Genomic DNA, 15,052 nt, shown 5'->3' with positions numbered 1-15,052 from the left:
GGTCGCTCGTCAGGGATGTCTCAGGGTCGCGGTCCGGAACCGCGGGAGGCGCGGGCCCGTTTTCAGATCAGAGAGCGGCAGTGGCCGCGAAGGAGGCGACGCTGATGTCGAAGAACGCGAAGATCGCCGCAGGAGGTGTGGCGGTCGGGCTCATCCTGCTGATATGGCTGCCCTGGTGGGTGACGTTCCTGATCGTGGTCGGCGTCCCGGTGGCCGCCTACCTCACCCTCGACCCCTCGCAGCGGCGCAGGCTGCGCCGGGTGACACGCAAGGAGATCGGCCGCTGAGCCGCCCGCCCGAGAGGCAGCGCCCCCGCCGCGGGGGCGCGGCCTCTCGGGCGCCTCACAGGGGCCGTACGGCCATCTTGTCGAGGGCCTCGAGGAGGCCGGGGAGCTCGGGGCCCCGGCCGACGGGCAGAACCTCGCCGGGTTCCTCGTCGAGGAGCACGAAGGCGATATCGTCGGTGCGGGCCACCATCGACCAGCCGGGCCCGTCGGCGCGCAGCGTACGGGCGTCGCCCGGGGCGAACGACGAGCGGACTCGGCCCAGGGGCGGAGGCGTGTCCACGTAGGCCCGCGCCTCGGCCAGGACGCGCCGGATCCCGCGGTGACCCTTCGGGGCCGCCTCCCCGTCCTCGGGGGCCTTCTCAGCGGCTTCCGCGGTCTCGTGCGCCGGTGCCGGGAAGTGGTCGTCGCCGATCTGCTCCCGCCAGACCGCCCACTGAAGGGCGATCTCGTCCGCACCCAGCCGTCGCTGCGCCGGGCCCCAAAAGCTGGTGTCCGGCGGGGTCAGCGGGACACGGTCCGCCATCTCGGGGCCGGGGTCGTGCGGTGCGGGCACGTTCGGGGCCGCCACGGCGACCGCGAGCGGCCAGCCGGGCAGGGCGGCGACCACCGTGCGCTCGTCCGGGGAGAGGTCGTGCTCCATGCCGCAGTCCCAGGACGCGATCGCGACGGCGACCAGCGAGACGTCGTCGACGACGACCGTCCAGCGTGCCCCGCCGCCGTCCTGGCCGAGCACCAGGCCGTAGCCGTCGGCGCGCGGCGCCAGCTCCAGTGCCGCGCAGGCCTCCGGGTAGTCGTCGCCCAGCACGCTCGGGAACTGCGCCGGCGTCAGCAGCACCGCTGTGAGCACGTACAGCGCCTCGTCCGCGGCGGCGAGGGCCTCCTCGTCCGTCCCGGCCATGCCTGCCTCCCAGTCGTTCGTCCAACGGCGCGCACCTTAGTGCGAGCGGAAGGCTGTTGTCACGACTGTCACGACCGGCCACCACACGCGGAGCTGCAGTTTTCCACCGGGACGGGACGAAACGACCTCGCCCGGAGCGATGCTTCAGGCGACCGGCAGGCCGAGGAGGTCGCGCGCCACCGTCTGCGGCGGCTCGCCGCGCTCCCTCGCCAGCGCGACGACGGCACGGCAGGCCAGTTCGCTCACCCCGAACGACAGCGCCTCCGGCGACACCCAGCCCGCCGCCTCCTCGATCCGGTCCTGGTCGTCCTCCGCGCGGGCCGTGACATAGGCGGCCGCTGCCTCGAACAAGTTGTGCGCACGCCTCTCACGTCGCTCCGGCACCTCGGCGCCCCCGCTGCCACGAAATCTGTCTGCGTACTTGCGAACCCGGTCGAACACGTCGGCCACCTTCCCCCTGTCGGCTGTCGCTTGCGAACACTCGTTGTCCACTACCGAACCTAGAGTTGAAGTCCCGGCAACAGAAGAGGGCGCCGTCGGAACGCCTCAGCCCGCCCCCGGCCGCAAGCGAGGCGACGGTGGCGCGCAGCCGGGCCGGTCGCCGTCGTAGAAGAAGCCGGAGGGCGCCTCCAGGAAGGTCAGCCGCCGGCGCAGTACGGCCGGGCCTGGTCTCGCTGCTGGTGTTCACGGAGGCGACCCCGGGCGGTCGCCGGCTAGGACTTGTCCGGCCGATCATGTGCGGAGCCAGATGACGAGGGCCGCCGCGGTGGCGGTGCCGAGGAAGACGTAGCCGCGCTTGTGGTAGCGGGTGGCCAGGGCCCGGGACTGCTTGAGCCTGTTGATCGCCCGCTCAACGGTGTTGCGTTTCTTGTACCGTTCTTCGTCCGAAGCCGCATGGCCGTCCGCCGCGTGAGCCTTTGCGCAGGCGGGCGGCCTGGCTGTCAGTCTTCTCCGGGATGGTGTGCCGGATGCCCCGGAGCCGCAGGTAGGAGCGGCAGGGACTGTTGCTGTATGGCTTGTCGGCGGTGAGGCTGTCGGGCTTCGTGCGTGGCCGGCCCGGTCCGGTGCGTGGGACACGGATCTTTTCCAGCACGGTCGTGAACTGGGAGCAGTCCGCCCGCTGTCCGCCGGTGACGACCAGGGACAGCGGGCGGCACCGGCCGTCGGAGCTCAGGTGGAGCTTGCTGGTGAACCCGCCGCGCGAACGGCCGAGTCCCTCACCTTCTGCACCACCTCGACCAGGCGGGCGAGGAGGCTCTGCCACGGTGTTTCGCCCTGATGTTCTGCTGCCCCGGCCTCCTTTGAGGCGGGCGCGGGGGGTGGTTCGGTGCGGGCACCGGCCGCGTGCTGATGGGCCCGCACGATGGTGGAGTCCACGGCGATGTCCCAGTCGATCTCGCCGGCAGCATCGGCCGCGGCCTGGACCTGCTGCAGCAGGCGTTCCCAGGTGCCGTCGGCCGACCACAGCCGGTGGCGTTCACAGACCGTCTTCCACGGCCCGAACCGCTCCGGGAGATTCCGCCACTGCACCCCGGTCCGCACCCGGTGAAGGATCCCGTCGATCACCTGCCGGTGATCCCGCCACCGGCCACAACGCCCGTTGCTGACCGGCAACAACGGCCGCAGTCGGTCCCACTCCGCATCCGTCAGATCACCCCGCCCCATGACCGCATCAACGATCCGGACCGCAGACAGTCACATGATCGGCCGGACAAGTCCTAGATGAACTCCCATTCCTCGTCAGTCAGTTGCACTCGCGTCACGCAAGAAGATCTACCGGTGCAGCCGCCGCCACGAGGGCGATTCCCGCAGATTGATCACGGCCCAATATGCGCCCCAAGATCAGCCGAGACCACGATGGGCGGCCCACAACACCCCGGCACGGCTGGCAGCATCGGAGACCAGGGCCGCCAGTTCGGGTTTATCGGGCACAGGGAACGAGACGTATGCGCCCCGACCACCACCTACTGGTCTGCCATAAGCCTTCACGGCGAGGTGACCGTCCGGGAGAAGCCTGATGTTGAGTGTGGTCAGCGTGAACGCTTCACCGCGTCGAGTATCCGTCCAGCGGAGCGCCTGCGGGATCACGACGTTGATCGCCAGAGCACTTACTTCCAGATCGCTGCTCATGGAGGGATGATCTCATGCGAGTCGACGCAGGCGGCCGCAACCGGCTTACGCAGCAGGCAGTTTGATCAGGACTCGATACGCCCCCTAGGACTTGTCCGGGCGATCGTGGGCTGACCGTTGTAGGGGATGGCCTTGCGACTTTGGCCGTCTCCAAGGGGCCCGGTTCCCGGCAGCTGTGCGGGAGCGAGATCTGCAGCGTCATCGCCATCACCCCGGCGTCCAACTTACTGCAGGAGGTTGTAACTTGGAGGGTAGAGACCTGCGGTGCTGCCGCCGCTCAGCGACGAAGGCCGCCTGGCACCGGCCCCGACATCTGGATCTGCGCCGACTGCGTCGGGTCGAGGGCGGTTCAGGCGCCGGGGCGTCCGGAGGCCGTCCAGGCGGCGTATTCCTGGCGGACATAGAGGCGGCGGCTGGGGACGGGCGTGATTGCGTCGGGGTGGTGCGAGCCGGCCGCCAGGTGGGGATGACGGCGGTCGTACAGCAGGAGTTGTTCGGCGGTTTGCGCGGCGGCGTCGATAGGGCCGGGGCCGGGGTCGCCCAGGGCCATCCGGTCCATGAGGGCGGCGCGACGCAGCAGCCAGGCGCGTTCGGCGGCCGCCGGGTCGACCGGCGGGCGAGTGACGGGCCTGGCCTGGCGGCCGTCGCGTTCGGCCCCGAGGGCGAGCACCTGGTGCATTTCGCGGTGCAGGTTGGGCGCGTTCACGTACGCCTCGTGCGGGGGCGGTGCGCCGGTGTCCTCGCCGCTGTCGGGGCTGACGTTCACGCTCGCACCCCCGCTGGTACGCAAGGGCCGGCGCCGCAGGTGGTACACAGCACCGCGTCGTGCTCGGCTTCGCGGGCGTCGTGATCGACGGCAGGTGGGTCTGCCGCGGACCGTACGGACACCTGGGGCCGTCCGGCACAGCCGTCGATGGGGCATGGCCTGTGCGTCGTGAAGTACCACTCGGTGGGGCCGCCGGGTGACCCGGGGCCGTAGTCGCTCCCGGTGAACCGTCGCCGCGCCGTGGTGCCGACGCCGGCCAGGGGCTGCCGCCTGTGCGGAACGCCCGGGGCGGTCATGCCGAGCACCTCAGGCAGGCGCGGACTTCGCGGCCGCCGCGCGACTGGTGGACCTCGGTCGACTGGGCGAGACACTGCACGATGCCGGTGCCGCGGCCGTGTTCGTCCGGGGCGATGTCGGGGCGACGGCGATCCACCGCCATGCCGGAGTCACTAACCACGATGTGCAGAGTGCCGCGGTCGAGGACGAGCAGCACGGTCATGCGCTCGCGGCCGTACTGGGCGGCGTTGGAGGCGAGTTCGTCCACGATGAGAACAGCGGAGTCCCGCTCGCTCGCGGGAACACTCCAAGTCTCCAGCAGATCGGCCGCGAAGTGACGAGCGGCGGAGACGTGCGCCTCCTGCGCGGGCAGGGTGAGCAGCGCCTCGTGGCGGTAAGGCTGGCAGAGGAGTGCACTCGGGTGGGGCGAATCGGTCACAGACATGGTCTTCTGGCTCTTCTGTCGATGTGCGGAAGCTGGAACGTGGGAGGCCGCCTACGACTTGGAGGGGCGGTCACTGGACCGGATCCTGTGCATGGGCGCGCTCATTCAGTTCCACGGGCGACGCATGCCGAACGGTTCGAGCTGCCCGCGCCTTTTGTCCACCTTCTTTTTGGGACAGGTCAATGCCAGTGGCCCGACTGAGCTCTGCTTGCCGAGGAACGGGGAGCATCTCGGCCGGGCCCTTGTAAGCCCAGGGGTGGCGATGGCCACCCGGAGGGGGTGAGCACGACCCGTCGTGCACACACGCATCAAGTCGGCTGAGGGTTGGGCCGGTTCGCGGGAGTCGGCGGTGAGGGCGACCGGATGCCGGGAACTGTCGGCGCGCCGGGAGAAGGACCGGGGCACCGGCTTTGGCCACTTCCGGTGGAGGTTGAGGTGCATGCCGCCGGCCCCCACATCGCCGTGCCTGCCACCGCTGTGGCAGCCGCGTGACGGGAGCGGCCGGAGCCCAGGAGTCGGCGGGTGCGCCAGGAGCCCGCCCGACGCACTGTCGGGCGGGCTCCCCTCGCCTCAGGCCCGGATCGTGACCAGCTTCTGACCGTTGCCTGCGAGGATCTCAAAGTGGTCGATGGCTCCCGGAGGCATGGCAACCGTCCCCTGGATCGTGCTGCCGGCCGGGTATGTGCCTGCTCGCCAGGTCGCGCCGTCCGCCCTGGTTCCGCCTGGCCCGACCGCCTGCAGCCGACAGGTGATTCCGGCGGGCGCCCCCTTGGCCGAGACCTGCAGAACGCTGCCCCAGGCAGAGGGCGAGACCTTGACCGAGGCGGTGACGCCGGTGGCGGGATCACTTCCGGAGAAAGTGCGCAGGGGGGTCGGCGCGGTCGGCGCGGGCGGCGTCGCCTGACTGCCCACAGTGCCGACAGTCGCCAGCCATGTGCCGCCGACCGCTGCTGCGAGGAACATCAGGTAGGCGGCGGCGCCGGCCAGCTGCAGACGCCATGTTTTGCGGCGCCGGGCCGCAGCCTGCTGGAGCAGCCTGTCCAGATGACCTGCCCGCGGCGCCTCCTGCATCACAGGCATGGCGGGTCCTGCGAACGAGGAGCCCTGCGTGCTCTCGGCTGCCCGTGCCACCAGCCGCTCGGCCAGTTCCCCATCGGCCGTCGGCACCGTCTCGCCCGCGGCCTCGGCTGCGGTCACTGTCGCCAGCAGCGCGGGCAGTCCCGCCAGCTGGGCGTGTTCGGCCCGGCACTCGGCACACTCCGCGAGGTGGACGCGCACCTGTTCCATTTCCCCCGGGGGCAGCGTGCCCAGGACGTATCCTCCCAGGGCCAGCCGGAGTGGGTCGCGCTCCGTACTCATGGTCGCCACCTCCTGCACGCCATGGTCATGGCTCGATTCCCCGTTCCTCCAGCGCCAGCCGCAGGGCGTGGAGGGCGTAGTACGTCCGCGACTTCACGGTGCCCAGCGGAATGCCCAACACCTGTGCGGCCTCTGCCATGGTCCGGCCTCGGTAGTAGGTCTCCAGCAGGACCGCTCGGTGGTCCGGGGGCAGCGTCCGGATGGCGTCGGCAATCGCCCAGCTCTGCAGCGCCTGCTCGATCCCGTCCTCGCCCTGCGCCTGCTCGGCGGCTCGCTCCAGCGCCTCGCCGCCGGCCTCGGCCGGCCTGGCCTGCCGGGCCCGGTGGGCATCGATGACCAGGTGCCGGGCGACCGTACACAGCCATGCCCGGGCCGGGCCGCGTGCGGGCTCGAACGCGGCAGGGTGCTGCCACGCTCGCAGCAGCGTCTCCTGCACCACATCCTCCGCCCATTGCCAGTCTCCTGAGGTCAGTCGCAGCACGTAGTGGAACAGGGGCCGTGCGTGCTCCGCATACAGAGTGCGCAGCAGTTCCTCGTCCGCGGTCGAAAGGGTCCCTTTACCAGAGACACGGTGCAGGGACCGATCCGGATCGGTCCGGGGACCACGTTTTCGGGAACTCCAGGGCATAAGCCGATCATTACGCATACGGGCTGCTTTGTCCTGTAACGCACAGTCTAGTCTGGGTGGCGGGCTGTGAGTGCCGCAGGCCGGCACTCTGCCCGGATCTCACGACACGGCCGAGACCATGCGCGGGGAGCACCCGCAGGAGGCGGTCGAGCTGCGGCGGCCAGCAAGAAGTCTCACAAAAAATGCCCATCCGTCGAACCGTCGGGCCCCTGCCGTCCGTGGAGCCGGACATGAGTGGACTTACGCGGCAATTCCTCATCTATTCCTCAAGGAAGGACGGGTCAGAGGTGAACGAAATGCATCACGCCTGCGTGCTCCTGGCGCCGGGCACACGCGCCCCGGCCCTGCGCGTCGAAGTCGGCTCCTCTGTGCGGTCCCGGCCCCTGCCGCTCTGCGGAGCGCTCGACGCGTACGGCGATCGAGGGCTCTGCGCGACCACCGGAGCAGAACTGTCCCGCCCAGCGAACGCACCACCCGCATGGGCATCGTCGACCTGCGATGCGTCTCACGCGGCCGCCGGATGGGGAACTGCCTTGTGTAGCCCCCCACTTCGCAGCGCAAACGCGGATGCGCAGCGCGGGGCACGTCGAGGCGAGCGGCCGGGGCCAGGCAGCACCAGCCCGCGTTCGCACGGTCCCTCAGATGCACTCGGCCATGAGCACGGCCTCCGCCGCACATGGCTGCGGTGGCTTGTGCCCAGTCGGTGCAGCCCCCTCTCCGCCTGATCAGTGAGGAACGGACATATGTACCTGAACCTGCGCACACCATGTCGGCGATCACGCGCCGCGGCCGGGCTGGCCGTCGCCACCGCCGTCGCGGTGGGGCTCCTCAGCGCGTGCGGCCATTCGTCGCATTCCTCGTCCACCGGAGCCGGTGCCGGCACGCCCGGTCCGGGCCAGCACCAGCTGGCCGGGATGTCCGGCGCCGCAGGGCCGGGGAACACGGCGGGTTCCGCCCACGGCGCCTCGCCCACGCCCGGCATGAGCATGCCCATGAGCCCCCCGAGCGCGGGGACGCCGACGGCGCCGGTGACCGGGAAGGCCGTGGCGATCAAGAACTTCGCATTCTCCCCGGCCACGCTGAAGGTCAAAGCGGGCACGACGGTGACCTGGACCAATCAGGACACCGACGCCCACACCGTCACCAGCGCCGGATCGGGAGGCCCGCTGCACTCGGCCGCCCTGAACACGCACGCCACCTACCGCTACACGTTCACCAAGCCCGGCACCTACGCCTACTTCTGCACCATCCACCCGTTCATGACCGCCACCGTGGAGGTGACCCAATGACCGCATACCACAACAGTCACGAGGCAGCACCGGTCGGCGATGACGCTCAGCCCGACCCGGCCCCGGGGCACGGTATGAGCCGACGCCAACTACTCCGACATGCAGGGTGGTTCGGAGGAGCCGTGGTGCTGACCGTGGCCAGTGGAGAGGTGATCAGCCACATCGCCGACTCCCGGGACACCCACGCCGGGGCCGCCGGGGCCGTCGAGGCCGCCGCAACGGGAAGCGGCGCACTGCGGTTCGTGCAGGTCTCCGACAGCCACATCGGGTTCCAGGGCCCGGCGAACACGGACGTGGCCGGCTCCTTCACCGAAGCCATCAACCAGGTCAACTCGCTCGGATTCAGACCTGACTTCGTCATGCACAGCGGCGATCTGACCCACCTGTCCACGGCCGGACAGTTCGACCAGGTCAAGCAGATGATGACCAGTATGAGGACAGACCGTGTCCTCACCGTACCCGGCGAGCACGACTCCATCGGCGACGCAGGCCGCGCCTACCGGCAGACCTTCGGCAGGGGCACGCTCGGCGACGGCTGGTACAGCTTCGACACCCACGGCGTGCACTTCATCGCCCTGGTCAACACCCTGAGTCTGGAGAAGCTCGGCCACCTCGGCAACGAGCAGGTCGATTTCGTCCGCAAGGATCTCGCGGGACTGTCGTCGGACACCCCCGTCGTGGTCTTCAGCCACATCCCGCTGTTCGCCATGTACCCCCAGTGGGGCTGGAGTACGGACGACGCGTTGAAGGTCATCGCACTGCTGCGCCGCTTCTCCTCCGTCACCTGTCTCAACGGACACGTCCATCAGTTGTTCAGCAAGACGGAGGGCAATATCACCTTCCACTCCGCCACCACCACCGCCTACCCCCTGCCCAAACCGGGCCGCGCCCCGGCCCCCACCCCGCAGGTCGTCCCCGCCCGGCAGCTCAAAGACGCACTGGGCATCCGCAGCGTCGGCTACCGCCAGGGCGATCGCGAACTGGCCATCAAGGATCAGAGGCTGGCATGAACAGCCAAGGGCTCCTCGCCCTCACCCTGCGGTCGGCGACCGCCGCCACCCTCGCCACCGGCGGATACATCCACGCCCGGCTCTACGTCGACGAGTACCGCTTCGTCAACATCATCGGCCCCCTGTTCCTGCTCCAGGCGAGCGCCTCCTTCGCCCTCGGCGCCCTCCTGCTGATGGGGACGCCACCCCTCCTGCTGAGAACCGCCGTGGCGGGCGTCGCGCTCGGCGCCCTCGGCGGCTTCACCGCTTCGCGCACCGTTGGCGTGTTCGGATTCACCGAGCACGGTCTGCAGCCCGCGCCACAAGCCGTTCTCAGCCTCTTCGCCGAAACCGGCACGCTGATGCTCCTCGCGATCTGGCAGATAACCGTGACCAGACAACACCGCGCTGTCCGTCCGCCCATCAGGACACCCACCTGGAACCGGCCCAGCACCCGCACACCACCCAACTGAACGACCAGCGGGAAGCCGCCGACAGCGCAGGCGCACGCCCTGCCGCTCCAACAGGCAGACGGGCGGTCCCTCCATGCGCGACCCGCCGCAGCGCCTGCGACATCGGCTTCGCCGCCGAACACACCAAGGAGTTTCTCCATGCACCGGGAACCGCACCCAGGAATCGCCGGGTTGAGCCCACACCTCCGCGAACTGAGGGATGCCGTGCGCGCCCTGCTCGGCCTGGACGACGACACCGCTGTCATAATCCGCCAACTGACCTGCACCGGACCCGGCTGCCCACAGCTGAAAACCGTCGTCGCGGTGCTGTCCATGGACGGCGAGGCGCAGCGCTGGACACTGGACCACCCCGCCGGCCAAGTCACCGATGACGACCTACGGGCCACCCTGCTCCGCCCCCGCCCGAGCTGACCGGAACCGGTGGTCGAGAACGGGTCAGCAGCAGGGCGGCGAGGCCCGCCAGGACCAGTACGAGGCCGAGGGTGTGCAGTCCGTGGTCGCTCGCGCCGTCACGGAAGACGATGCCGCCGATCACGGCGGAGCTGATGGTTCCGAGGTACCAGAAGGTCCGGAACAGCCCGGAGGCGGTGCCGATCTGGTCGGGCGGGGCAGACGGCGGTCTGGTTTCCGACCGTGGTGGCGGCCGATGTGACGCCGAAGACCAGGGACAACAGCACGATCGCTGGACTGCGGGAGGTGAGCAGCATGACGCAGCGAGTCGAGCAGCATGGTCAGTGCCGAGGCGATCAACGGTCCGCGCACCAGGTTGCGGCTCGCCAGCGGGCGAAAGAGCAGTTCGGAGACAGGGATACGGCAACAGTCCCTGCCGTTCCTACCAGCGGCTCCGGGGTATCCGGCACACCATCCCGGAGAAGACGCGGGCCCGGGCCTTGGCCACCCGCCGCCACAAGCGCGGCTACGTCTTCCTCGGCACCGCCACGGTGGCGCCCCTCGGCATCTGACTCCGCACATGATCGGCCGGACAGGTCCTAGCCGCCGCGTACCGCCAGCGCGAGGAACCGGGCGTCCTCGTCCACGTACGAGGCCATGTGCCAGCCCGAACCGGCCAGCAGCGGGCCGAGGTTGTGCTCCGCGCGCAGGTCGTCGGGGGTGATCTGCCGTCCCTGGCGCGCCGCCAGAGCGGCTCGGCCGATGGGGTGGAACAGGGCGAGCGTGCCGCCTGGGCGGACCACGCGGGCCAGCTCCCGTAGATTCTGGGCGGGCCGGGGCAGGTGAGCGATCAGACCCGCGGCGAACACGGCGTCGAGAGACTGCGAGCGCACCGGCAGCGCGGCGACGTCGGCGAGCAGCAAGCGCCCCTCGCGGTGCCGGCCGGCCCGCACGGCGGCCTGGAGCATCGCCGGGGTCAGGTCCATCCCGAGAACCGCGCCCGAGGGCCCCACGGCCGCGCGCAGCGGCAGCAGGGCGCGCCCAGTGCCGCAGCCCGCGTCGAGCACCCGGTCACCCGCGCGCAGCCCCAATTTGCCTACCGCGGCCGCGTACGCGGGATCGTCGTCCGGGAACTTGCTGTCCCAGTCGGCCGCTCGCGCGGTGAAGAACTTCTGGACGTGCGTGTGGTCGTCGTTCATGTTCCGCATGTTCCCTCACCGTCACGGAGGACGAACCAGCGCGCACGTTCGAGCGGGACGCGATCGTTCCGGCACATCTCCGGGTCATATTGGAACACCTTTCGAAATGCGCCCCCTTTGTGCTCCCGTGCCACCTAGCGTCCCTTGGCCATGGGACACCTGGACCACGCCACCTTCGGCTGGCTGACCCCCGTGCTGTCGTACGTCATGGCCTGCATAGGCGCCGCACTGGGGCTGCGCTGCACCGTCCGCGCGCTCGGCAGCACCGGCCGCTCGCGCCGCAATTGGCTCCTCACCGCGGCCTCCGCGATCGGCACCGGCATCTGGACCATGCACTTCGTGGCCATGCTCGGCTTCGGCGTCAGCGGCACCAGCATCCGCTACGACGTGCCGCTGACCATCCTCAGTTTGCTCGTCGCCGTGATCATGGTCACCGTCGGCGTCTTCGCCGTCGGCTACAGCCGCGACCGCAACCGAGCACTTCTGCTGGGCGGGCTCACCACCGGCCTCGGCGTCGCCAGCATGCACTACCTCGGCATGGCGGCCGTCCGGCTGCACGGCGACGTGCACTACGACCCGATGCTCGTCGGGCTCTCCGTGCTCATCGCCGTGGCCGCCGCGACCGCAGCACTGTGGGCTGCGCTCAACATCAAGTCACCCGTCGCGGTCACCGTCGCCTCCCTGGTCATGGGGGCCGCCGTCAGCAGCATGCACTACACCGGGATGTTCGCGGTCAGCGTGCACGTCACGCCCGCCGGCACCCCCCTGCCCGGGGCCACGGCGATGCAGTTCATCTTCCCCCTCGCCGTCGGCCTCGGGTCCTATCTGTTCCTCACCTCGGCCTTCGTCGCGCTCTCGCCCACGGCCGGGGAGCGCGAAGCGTCCGCCTCGGCCCAGGCGCCCGTCACGAGCGCCGCGCGCTGACCGCGCCCCCGCGGCGCCCCGACCCACTCCCGAGCGAGGAGGCCATGCGTACACCCCGTAGGACCCCCACAGCAGGCCCGGAGACACCGTCCACGCGGCCACCACGCGGCCGCCGCGCGCACGCCGGACCACCCGCCGACGAACCGGTCGACGACGTCCTCGGCACCGCGGCCGACAAGGCGCCCGCGCCCACCGGAAGCTGGCGGATCCGCCCCCGGACCGTGCGGGCCAAGGTCGTCTGCCCGCTCATGGTGCCGGTGATGTCCCTGCTCGCCCTGTGGGCGTACGCCACGGTCACCACCGCACAGGACGTCTCCCGGCTGCGCCAGTCCCAGCGCGTCGACGCCGCGTTGCGGACCCCGGTCGCCGTCGCCGTGACAGCGCTCCAGGCCGAGCGCGCCGCAGCCGTCCGGTACGCGACCGATCCCACCGCCGAACAGGCCGGCGACCTCAAGAGCCTTGGCGCCCGTACTGACCAGGCCGTGGCCGAGCTGCGGCTCGGCAAGGGCAGCACCGTCGCCGACAGCGAGGAACTGCCCTCCGGCGTCGCCCAGCGCCTCCAGGCCTTCGTCACCGGCGCCCAACAACTGCGCACGCTGCGGACGGCGGTGCGGAACCGCGGCGCCGGCTGGGACGAGACCTACGGGCGGTACACGCAGACCATCGCCATGGCCTTCGCCGTGGACGGCGCCCTCACCGGCGTCCAGGCCGACGACATGGGCGCCGACGCGCGCGTGCTGCTCGAATTCGCCCGCGCGGGCGAGGCGTTGGCCCAGGAGGACACGCTCCTCGCCGGCGCCCGGCTGGCCGGCGGCCTCGACGGCGAGCGACTGCGGCTGTTCACCGGCGCCGTCGACACCCGACGTGTCCTCACCGACGCGGCAGTCGCCGACCTGCCCGGGACACAGCGCACCGCCTGGCGCCGGCTCGCCGACGGCGACGACTACACCGCACTGGGCACCGCCGAGGACGAAATCCTCGCGAGCTCACCCGGAGCCAAGGCGGTCGGCGCGGCCCCGGAAGCGACCTGGAACACCGCTCACGCGCGCGTGCAGGACGGTATGCGGACCATTGGGACCGGCACGGCACACACGGTCGCGGGCCGGGCCGATCCGTTCGCACGCGGTCTGCTGACCCCCGCAGGAGCCGCAGTCCTCTTCGGGCTCCTCGCCGTGGCCGCCTCGCTCGTCATCTCCGTACGCATCGGACGCGGCCTCGTGGTCGAGCTGGAGAGCCTGCGCAACAGCGCTCTGGAGATCGCCCGGCACAAGCTCCCCGAGGCGATGCGCAGACTGCGGGCCGGCGAGGAGATCGACATCCGCGCGGAGGCGCCCCCGGGGCCGCCCGCGGAGGACGAGACCGGACAGGTCGCGGAGGCCCTCGGCACCGTGCACCGCGCCGCCCTGCGCGCCGCCGTGGAACGCGCCGAACTCGCCAGCGGCATCTCGGGCGTGTTCGTCAACCTCGCCCGCCGCAGCCAGGTCCTGGTCCACCGCCAGCTGAGTTTGCTGGACAGCATGGAACGCCGCTCCGACGACCCCAACGAACTGAGCGACCTCTTCCGCCTCGACCACCTCACCACCCGCATGCGCCGCCACGCCGAGAGCCTGATCATCCTCTCCGGGGCGGCCCCCGGCCGGGCCTGGCGTATGCCGGTCTCCCTGACCAACGTCGTACGGGCCGCCGTATCCGAAGTCGAGGACTACGCGCGCGTGGAGGTACGCCAGCTCCCCGAGGCAGCCGTCATCGGCGCGGCCGTGGCCGACCTCACCCATCTGCTCGCCGAGGTCGTGGAGAACGCCGCCCAGTTCTCGCCGCCCCACACGCGCGTGCGCGTCACCGGGGAACCCGTCGGGAACGGCTATGCCCTGGAGGTCGAGGACCGCGGACTCGGCATGGGCCAGGAGACTCTCGCTGAGGCCAACCGGCGCATCGAGCAGTCCGAGGCCCTCGATCTGTTCGACAGCGACCGGCTCGGCCTCTTCGTCGTCAGCCGACTCGCGGCCCGCCACGGCATCAAGGTGAACCTGCGTACCTCCCCCTACGGCGGTACCACCGCGGTGGTCCTGCTGCCGAAGGCCCTGCTGCACGGTGGTGTGGCGGAACGTGCCGGCCGTCCGGCTGCCGGCACCGAACAGGCACCGGAACGCGAGTACGCGCGCGTGCCCGGCGCCCTTCCGCAGGCCGCCCCCGCCGGACGGCCCGCTCTCGCCACCACCGCCCACCCCTCCCCGCACCCGGCGCCCGAGCCACCGCCCCCCGGAGTCACGACCTTGAGGCCGCACCGCCCACCGCCCGACTCCCCGTCCTGCGACGACGACCTCCCACGCCGGGTGCGGCAGGCGAGCCTCGCCCCCCAACTGCGCGAGCCACGCACCGAGGAGCCCGCGCCCGCCCCACGACAGGACGAGCGCACCCCGGAACTCGTCCGCGACCGCATGACGGCCTACCGCGACGGCTGGGCGCGCGGCGGCGGCAGGCAGCCCGGCCGCGGAGCCACCCCGGAACCCGAAGAGGGCACCGACAGCACCGAAGGAGACCGTGCATGATCCAGGACCCGAGCATGAGGGCTGACCGGTACTCCGGCGAACTCGACTGGCTGCTGGACGACCTGGTGCTGCGCGTCGACGAAGTACGGCATGCCGTGGTGCTGTCCAACGACGGCCTCGCCGTCGGCGCCTCCACCGGCCTCAGACGCGAGGACGCCGAGCACCTCGCCGCCGTCGCCTCCGGCTTCAACAGCCTCGCCAAGGGAACGGGACGGCACTTCGGAGCGGGCGGGGTGCGCCAGACCATGGTCGAGATGGACGATGCCTTCCTCTTCGTTGCCGCCGCCGGTGAGGGCTCCTGCCTCGCCGTGCTCACCGACGTCACCGCCGACATCGGCCTGGTCGCCTACGAGATGGCACGCCTGGTCAAGCGCGTCGGCGAGCACCTCTACACTGCGCCCCGCGTCGCCACCCGGCCGCCCGCCGCCGGATGAGCCGGAAGTGTCACCG

At 71.0% G+C, this 15,052-nt stretch carries 16 protein-coding genes and 1 pseudogene; 8 read left to right on the top strand and 9 right to left on the bottom strand.

Annotated elements, in window-relative coordinates:
* The first annotated feature begins 104 nt into the window (after positions 1–104).
* Complete coding sequence (locus ABZ396_RS17645; RefSeq protein ID WP_181809683.1) at positions 105–287, top strand: hypothetical protein; 183 nt, start codon at positions 105–107, stop codon at positions 285–287.
* A gap of 55 nt (positions 288–342) precedes the next feature.
* Here ABZ396_RS17645 and ABZ396_RS17640 read toward each other — a convergent pair whose 3' ends face one another.
* From ABZ396_RS17640 to ABZ396_RS17605, 8 genes and pseudogenes are all read right to left on the bottom strand, one after another.
* Positions 343–1,185, bottom strand: coding sequence for a hypothetical protein (locus ABZ396_RS17640; protein ID WP_358922010.1), 843 nt, complete (start codon positions 1,183–1,185; stop codon positions 343–345).
* 144 nt (positions 1,186–1,329) lie between these two features.
* Entirely contained in the window at positions 1,330–1,569 is a 240-nt protein-coding gene (locus tag ABZ396_RS17635) for a hypothetical protein (RefSeq protein ID WP_358922015.1), read from the bottom strand.
* 348 nt (positions 1,570–1,917) lie between these two features.
* Positions 1,918–2,850 (bottom strand): annotated as a pseudogene (locus ABZ396_RS17630) (IS5 family transposase).
* Positions 2,851–3,027: 177 nt separating this feature from the next.
* Positions 3,028–3,315, bottom strand: coding sequence for a hypothetical protein (locus tag ABZ396_RS17625; RefSeq protein WP_358922008.1), 288 nt, complete (start codon positions 3,313–3,315; stop codon positions 3,028–3,030).
* Between the two features lie 349 nt (positions 3,316–3,664).
* On the bottom strand, positions 3,665–4,081 hold the full coding sequence (locus ABZ396_RS17620) for a hypothetical protein (RefSeq protein WP_358922006.1): 417 nt from the start codon (positions 4,079–4,081) through the stop codon (positions 3,665–3,667).
* A gap of 292 nt (positions 4,082–4,373) precedes the next feature.
* Entirely contained in the window at positions 4,374–4,802 is a 429-nt protein-coding gene (locus tag ABZ396_RS17615; RefSeq protein WP_358922005.1) for an ATP-binding protein, read from the bottom strand.
* Positions 4,803–5,372: 570 nt separating this feature from the next.
* Positions 5,373–6,161: an anti-sigma factor gene (locus ABZ396_RS17610; RefSeq protein ID WP_358922003.1), complete on the bottom strand. Its 789-nt coding sequence runs from the start codon at positions 6,159–6,161 to the stop codon at positions 5,373–5,375.
* 25 nt (positions 6,162–6,186) lie between these two features.
* Positions 6,187–6,789 (bottom strand): sigma-70 family RNA polymerase sigma factor, encoded by a 603-nt coding sequence (locus ABZ396_RS17605; protein WP_358922001.1) that lies wholly within the window; start codon positions 6,787–6,789, stop codon positions 6,187–6,189.
* A gap of 743 nt (positions 6,790–7,532) precedes the next feature.
* Between ABZ396_RS17605 and ABZ396_RS17600 the strand changes: the two genes are divergently transcribed.
* From ABZ396_RS17600 to ABZ396_RS17585, 4 genes are all read left to right on the top strand, one after another.
* Positions 7,533–8,078, top strand: coding sequence for a cupredoxin family copper-binding protein (locus ABZ396_RS17600; RefSeq protein ID WP_358921999.1), 546 nt, complete (start codon positions 7,533–7,535; stop codon positions 8,076–8,078).
* A 125-nt stretch (positions 8,079–8,203) separates the two neighbouring features.
* Positions 8,204–9,088 (top strand): metallophosphoesterase, encoded by an 885-nt coding sequence (locus tag ABZ396_RS17595; RefSeq protein ID WP_358921997.1) that lies wholly within the window; start codon positions 8,204–8,206, stop codon positions 9,086–9,088.
* Entirely contained in the window at positions 9,085–9,540 is a 456-nt protein-coding gene (locus ABZ396_RS17590; protein ID WP_358921995.1) for a hypothetical protein, read from the top strand. The genes ABZ396_RS17595 and ABZ396_RS17590 overlap by 4 nt, the downstream gene beginning before the upstream one ends.
* A 171-nt stretch (positions 9,541–9,711) precedes the next feature.
* Positions 9,712–9,951 (top strand): hypothetical protein, encoded by a 240-nt coding sequence (locus ABZ396_RS17585; RefSeq protein WP_358921993.1) that lies wholly within the window; start codon positions 9,712–9,714, stop codon positions 9,949–9,951.
* 578 nt (positions 9,952–10,529) lie between these two features.
* Here the strand turns inward: ABZ396_RS17585 and ABZ396_RS17580 are convergent.
* Positions 10,530–11,129, bottom strand: coding sequence for a methyltransferase domain-containing protein (locus ABZ396_RS17580; RefSeq protein ID WP_358921992.1), 600 nt, complete (start codon positions 11,127–11,129; stop codon positions 10,530–10,532).
* Positions 11,130–11,279: 150 nt separating this feature from the next.
* Between ABZ396_RS17580 and ABZ396_RS17575 the strand changes: the two genes are divergently transcribed.
* The 3 genes from ABZ396_RS17575 to ABZ396_RS17565 are packed head-to-tail and all read left to right on the top strand — an operon-like array spanning position 11,280 to position 15,036.
* A complete protein-coding gene (locus ABZ396_RS17575) occupies positions 11,280–12,053 on the top strand; it encodes an MHYT domain-containing protein (RefSeq protein ID WP_358921990.1) in 774 nt (257 codons plus the stop codon).
* A 44-nt stretch (positions 12,054–12,097) separates the two neighbouring features.
* Complete coding sequence (locus ABZ396_RS17570; RefSeq protein ID WP_358921988.1) at positions 12,098–14,602, top strand: sensor histidine kinase; 2,505 nt, start codon at positions 12,098–12,100, stop codon at positions 14,600–14,602.
* The gene (locus ABZ396_RS17565; protein ID WP_358921986.1) at positions 14,599–15,036 is read left to right on the top strand and encodes a roadblock/LC7 domain-containing protein; all 438 of its coding nucleotides are present in this window, start codon (positions 14,599–14,601) and stop codon (positions 15,034–15,036) included. Before ABZ396_RS17570 ends, ABZ396_RS17565 begins: the two co-directional genes overlap by 4 nt.
* Positions 15,037–15,052: the final 16 nt, after the last annotated feature.

Source organism: Streptomyces sp. NPDC005866 (assembly GCF_040629895.1).
GTDB lineage: Bacteria > Actinomycetota > Actinomycetes > Streptomycetales > Streptomycetaceae > Streptomyces.
Note: the sequence above shows the minus strand (reverse complement) of the source record. Positions and strands in the feature narration are given on the sequence as shown.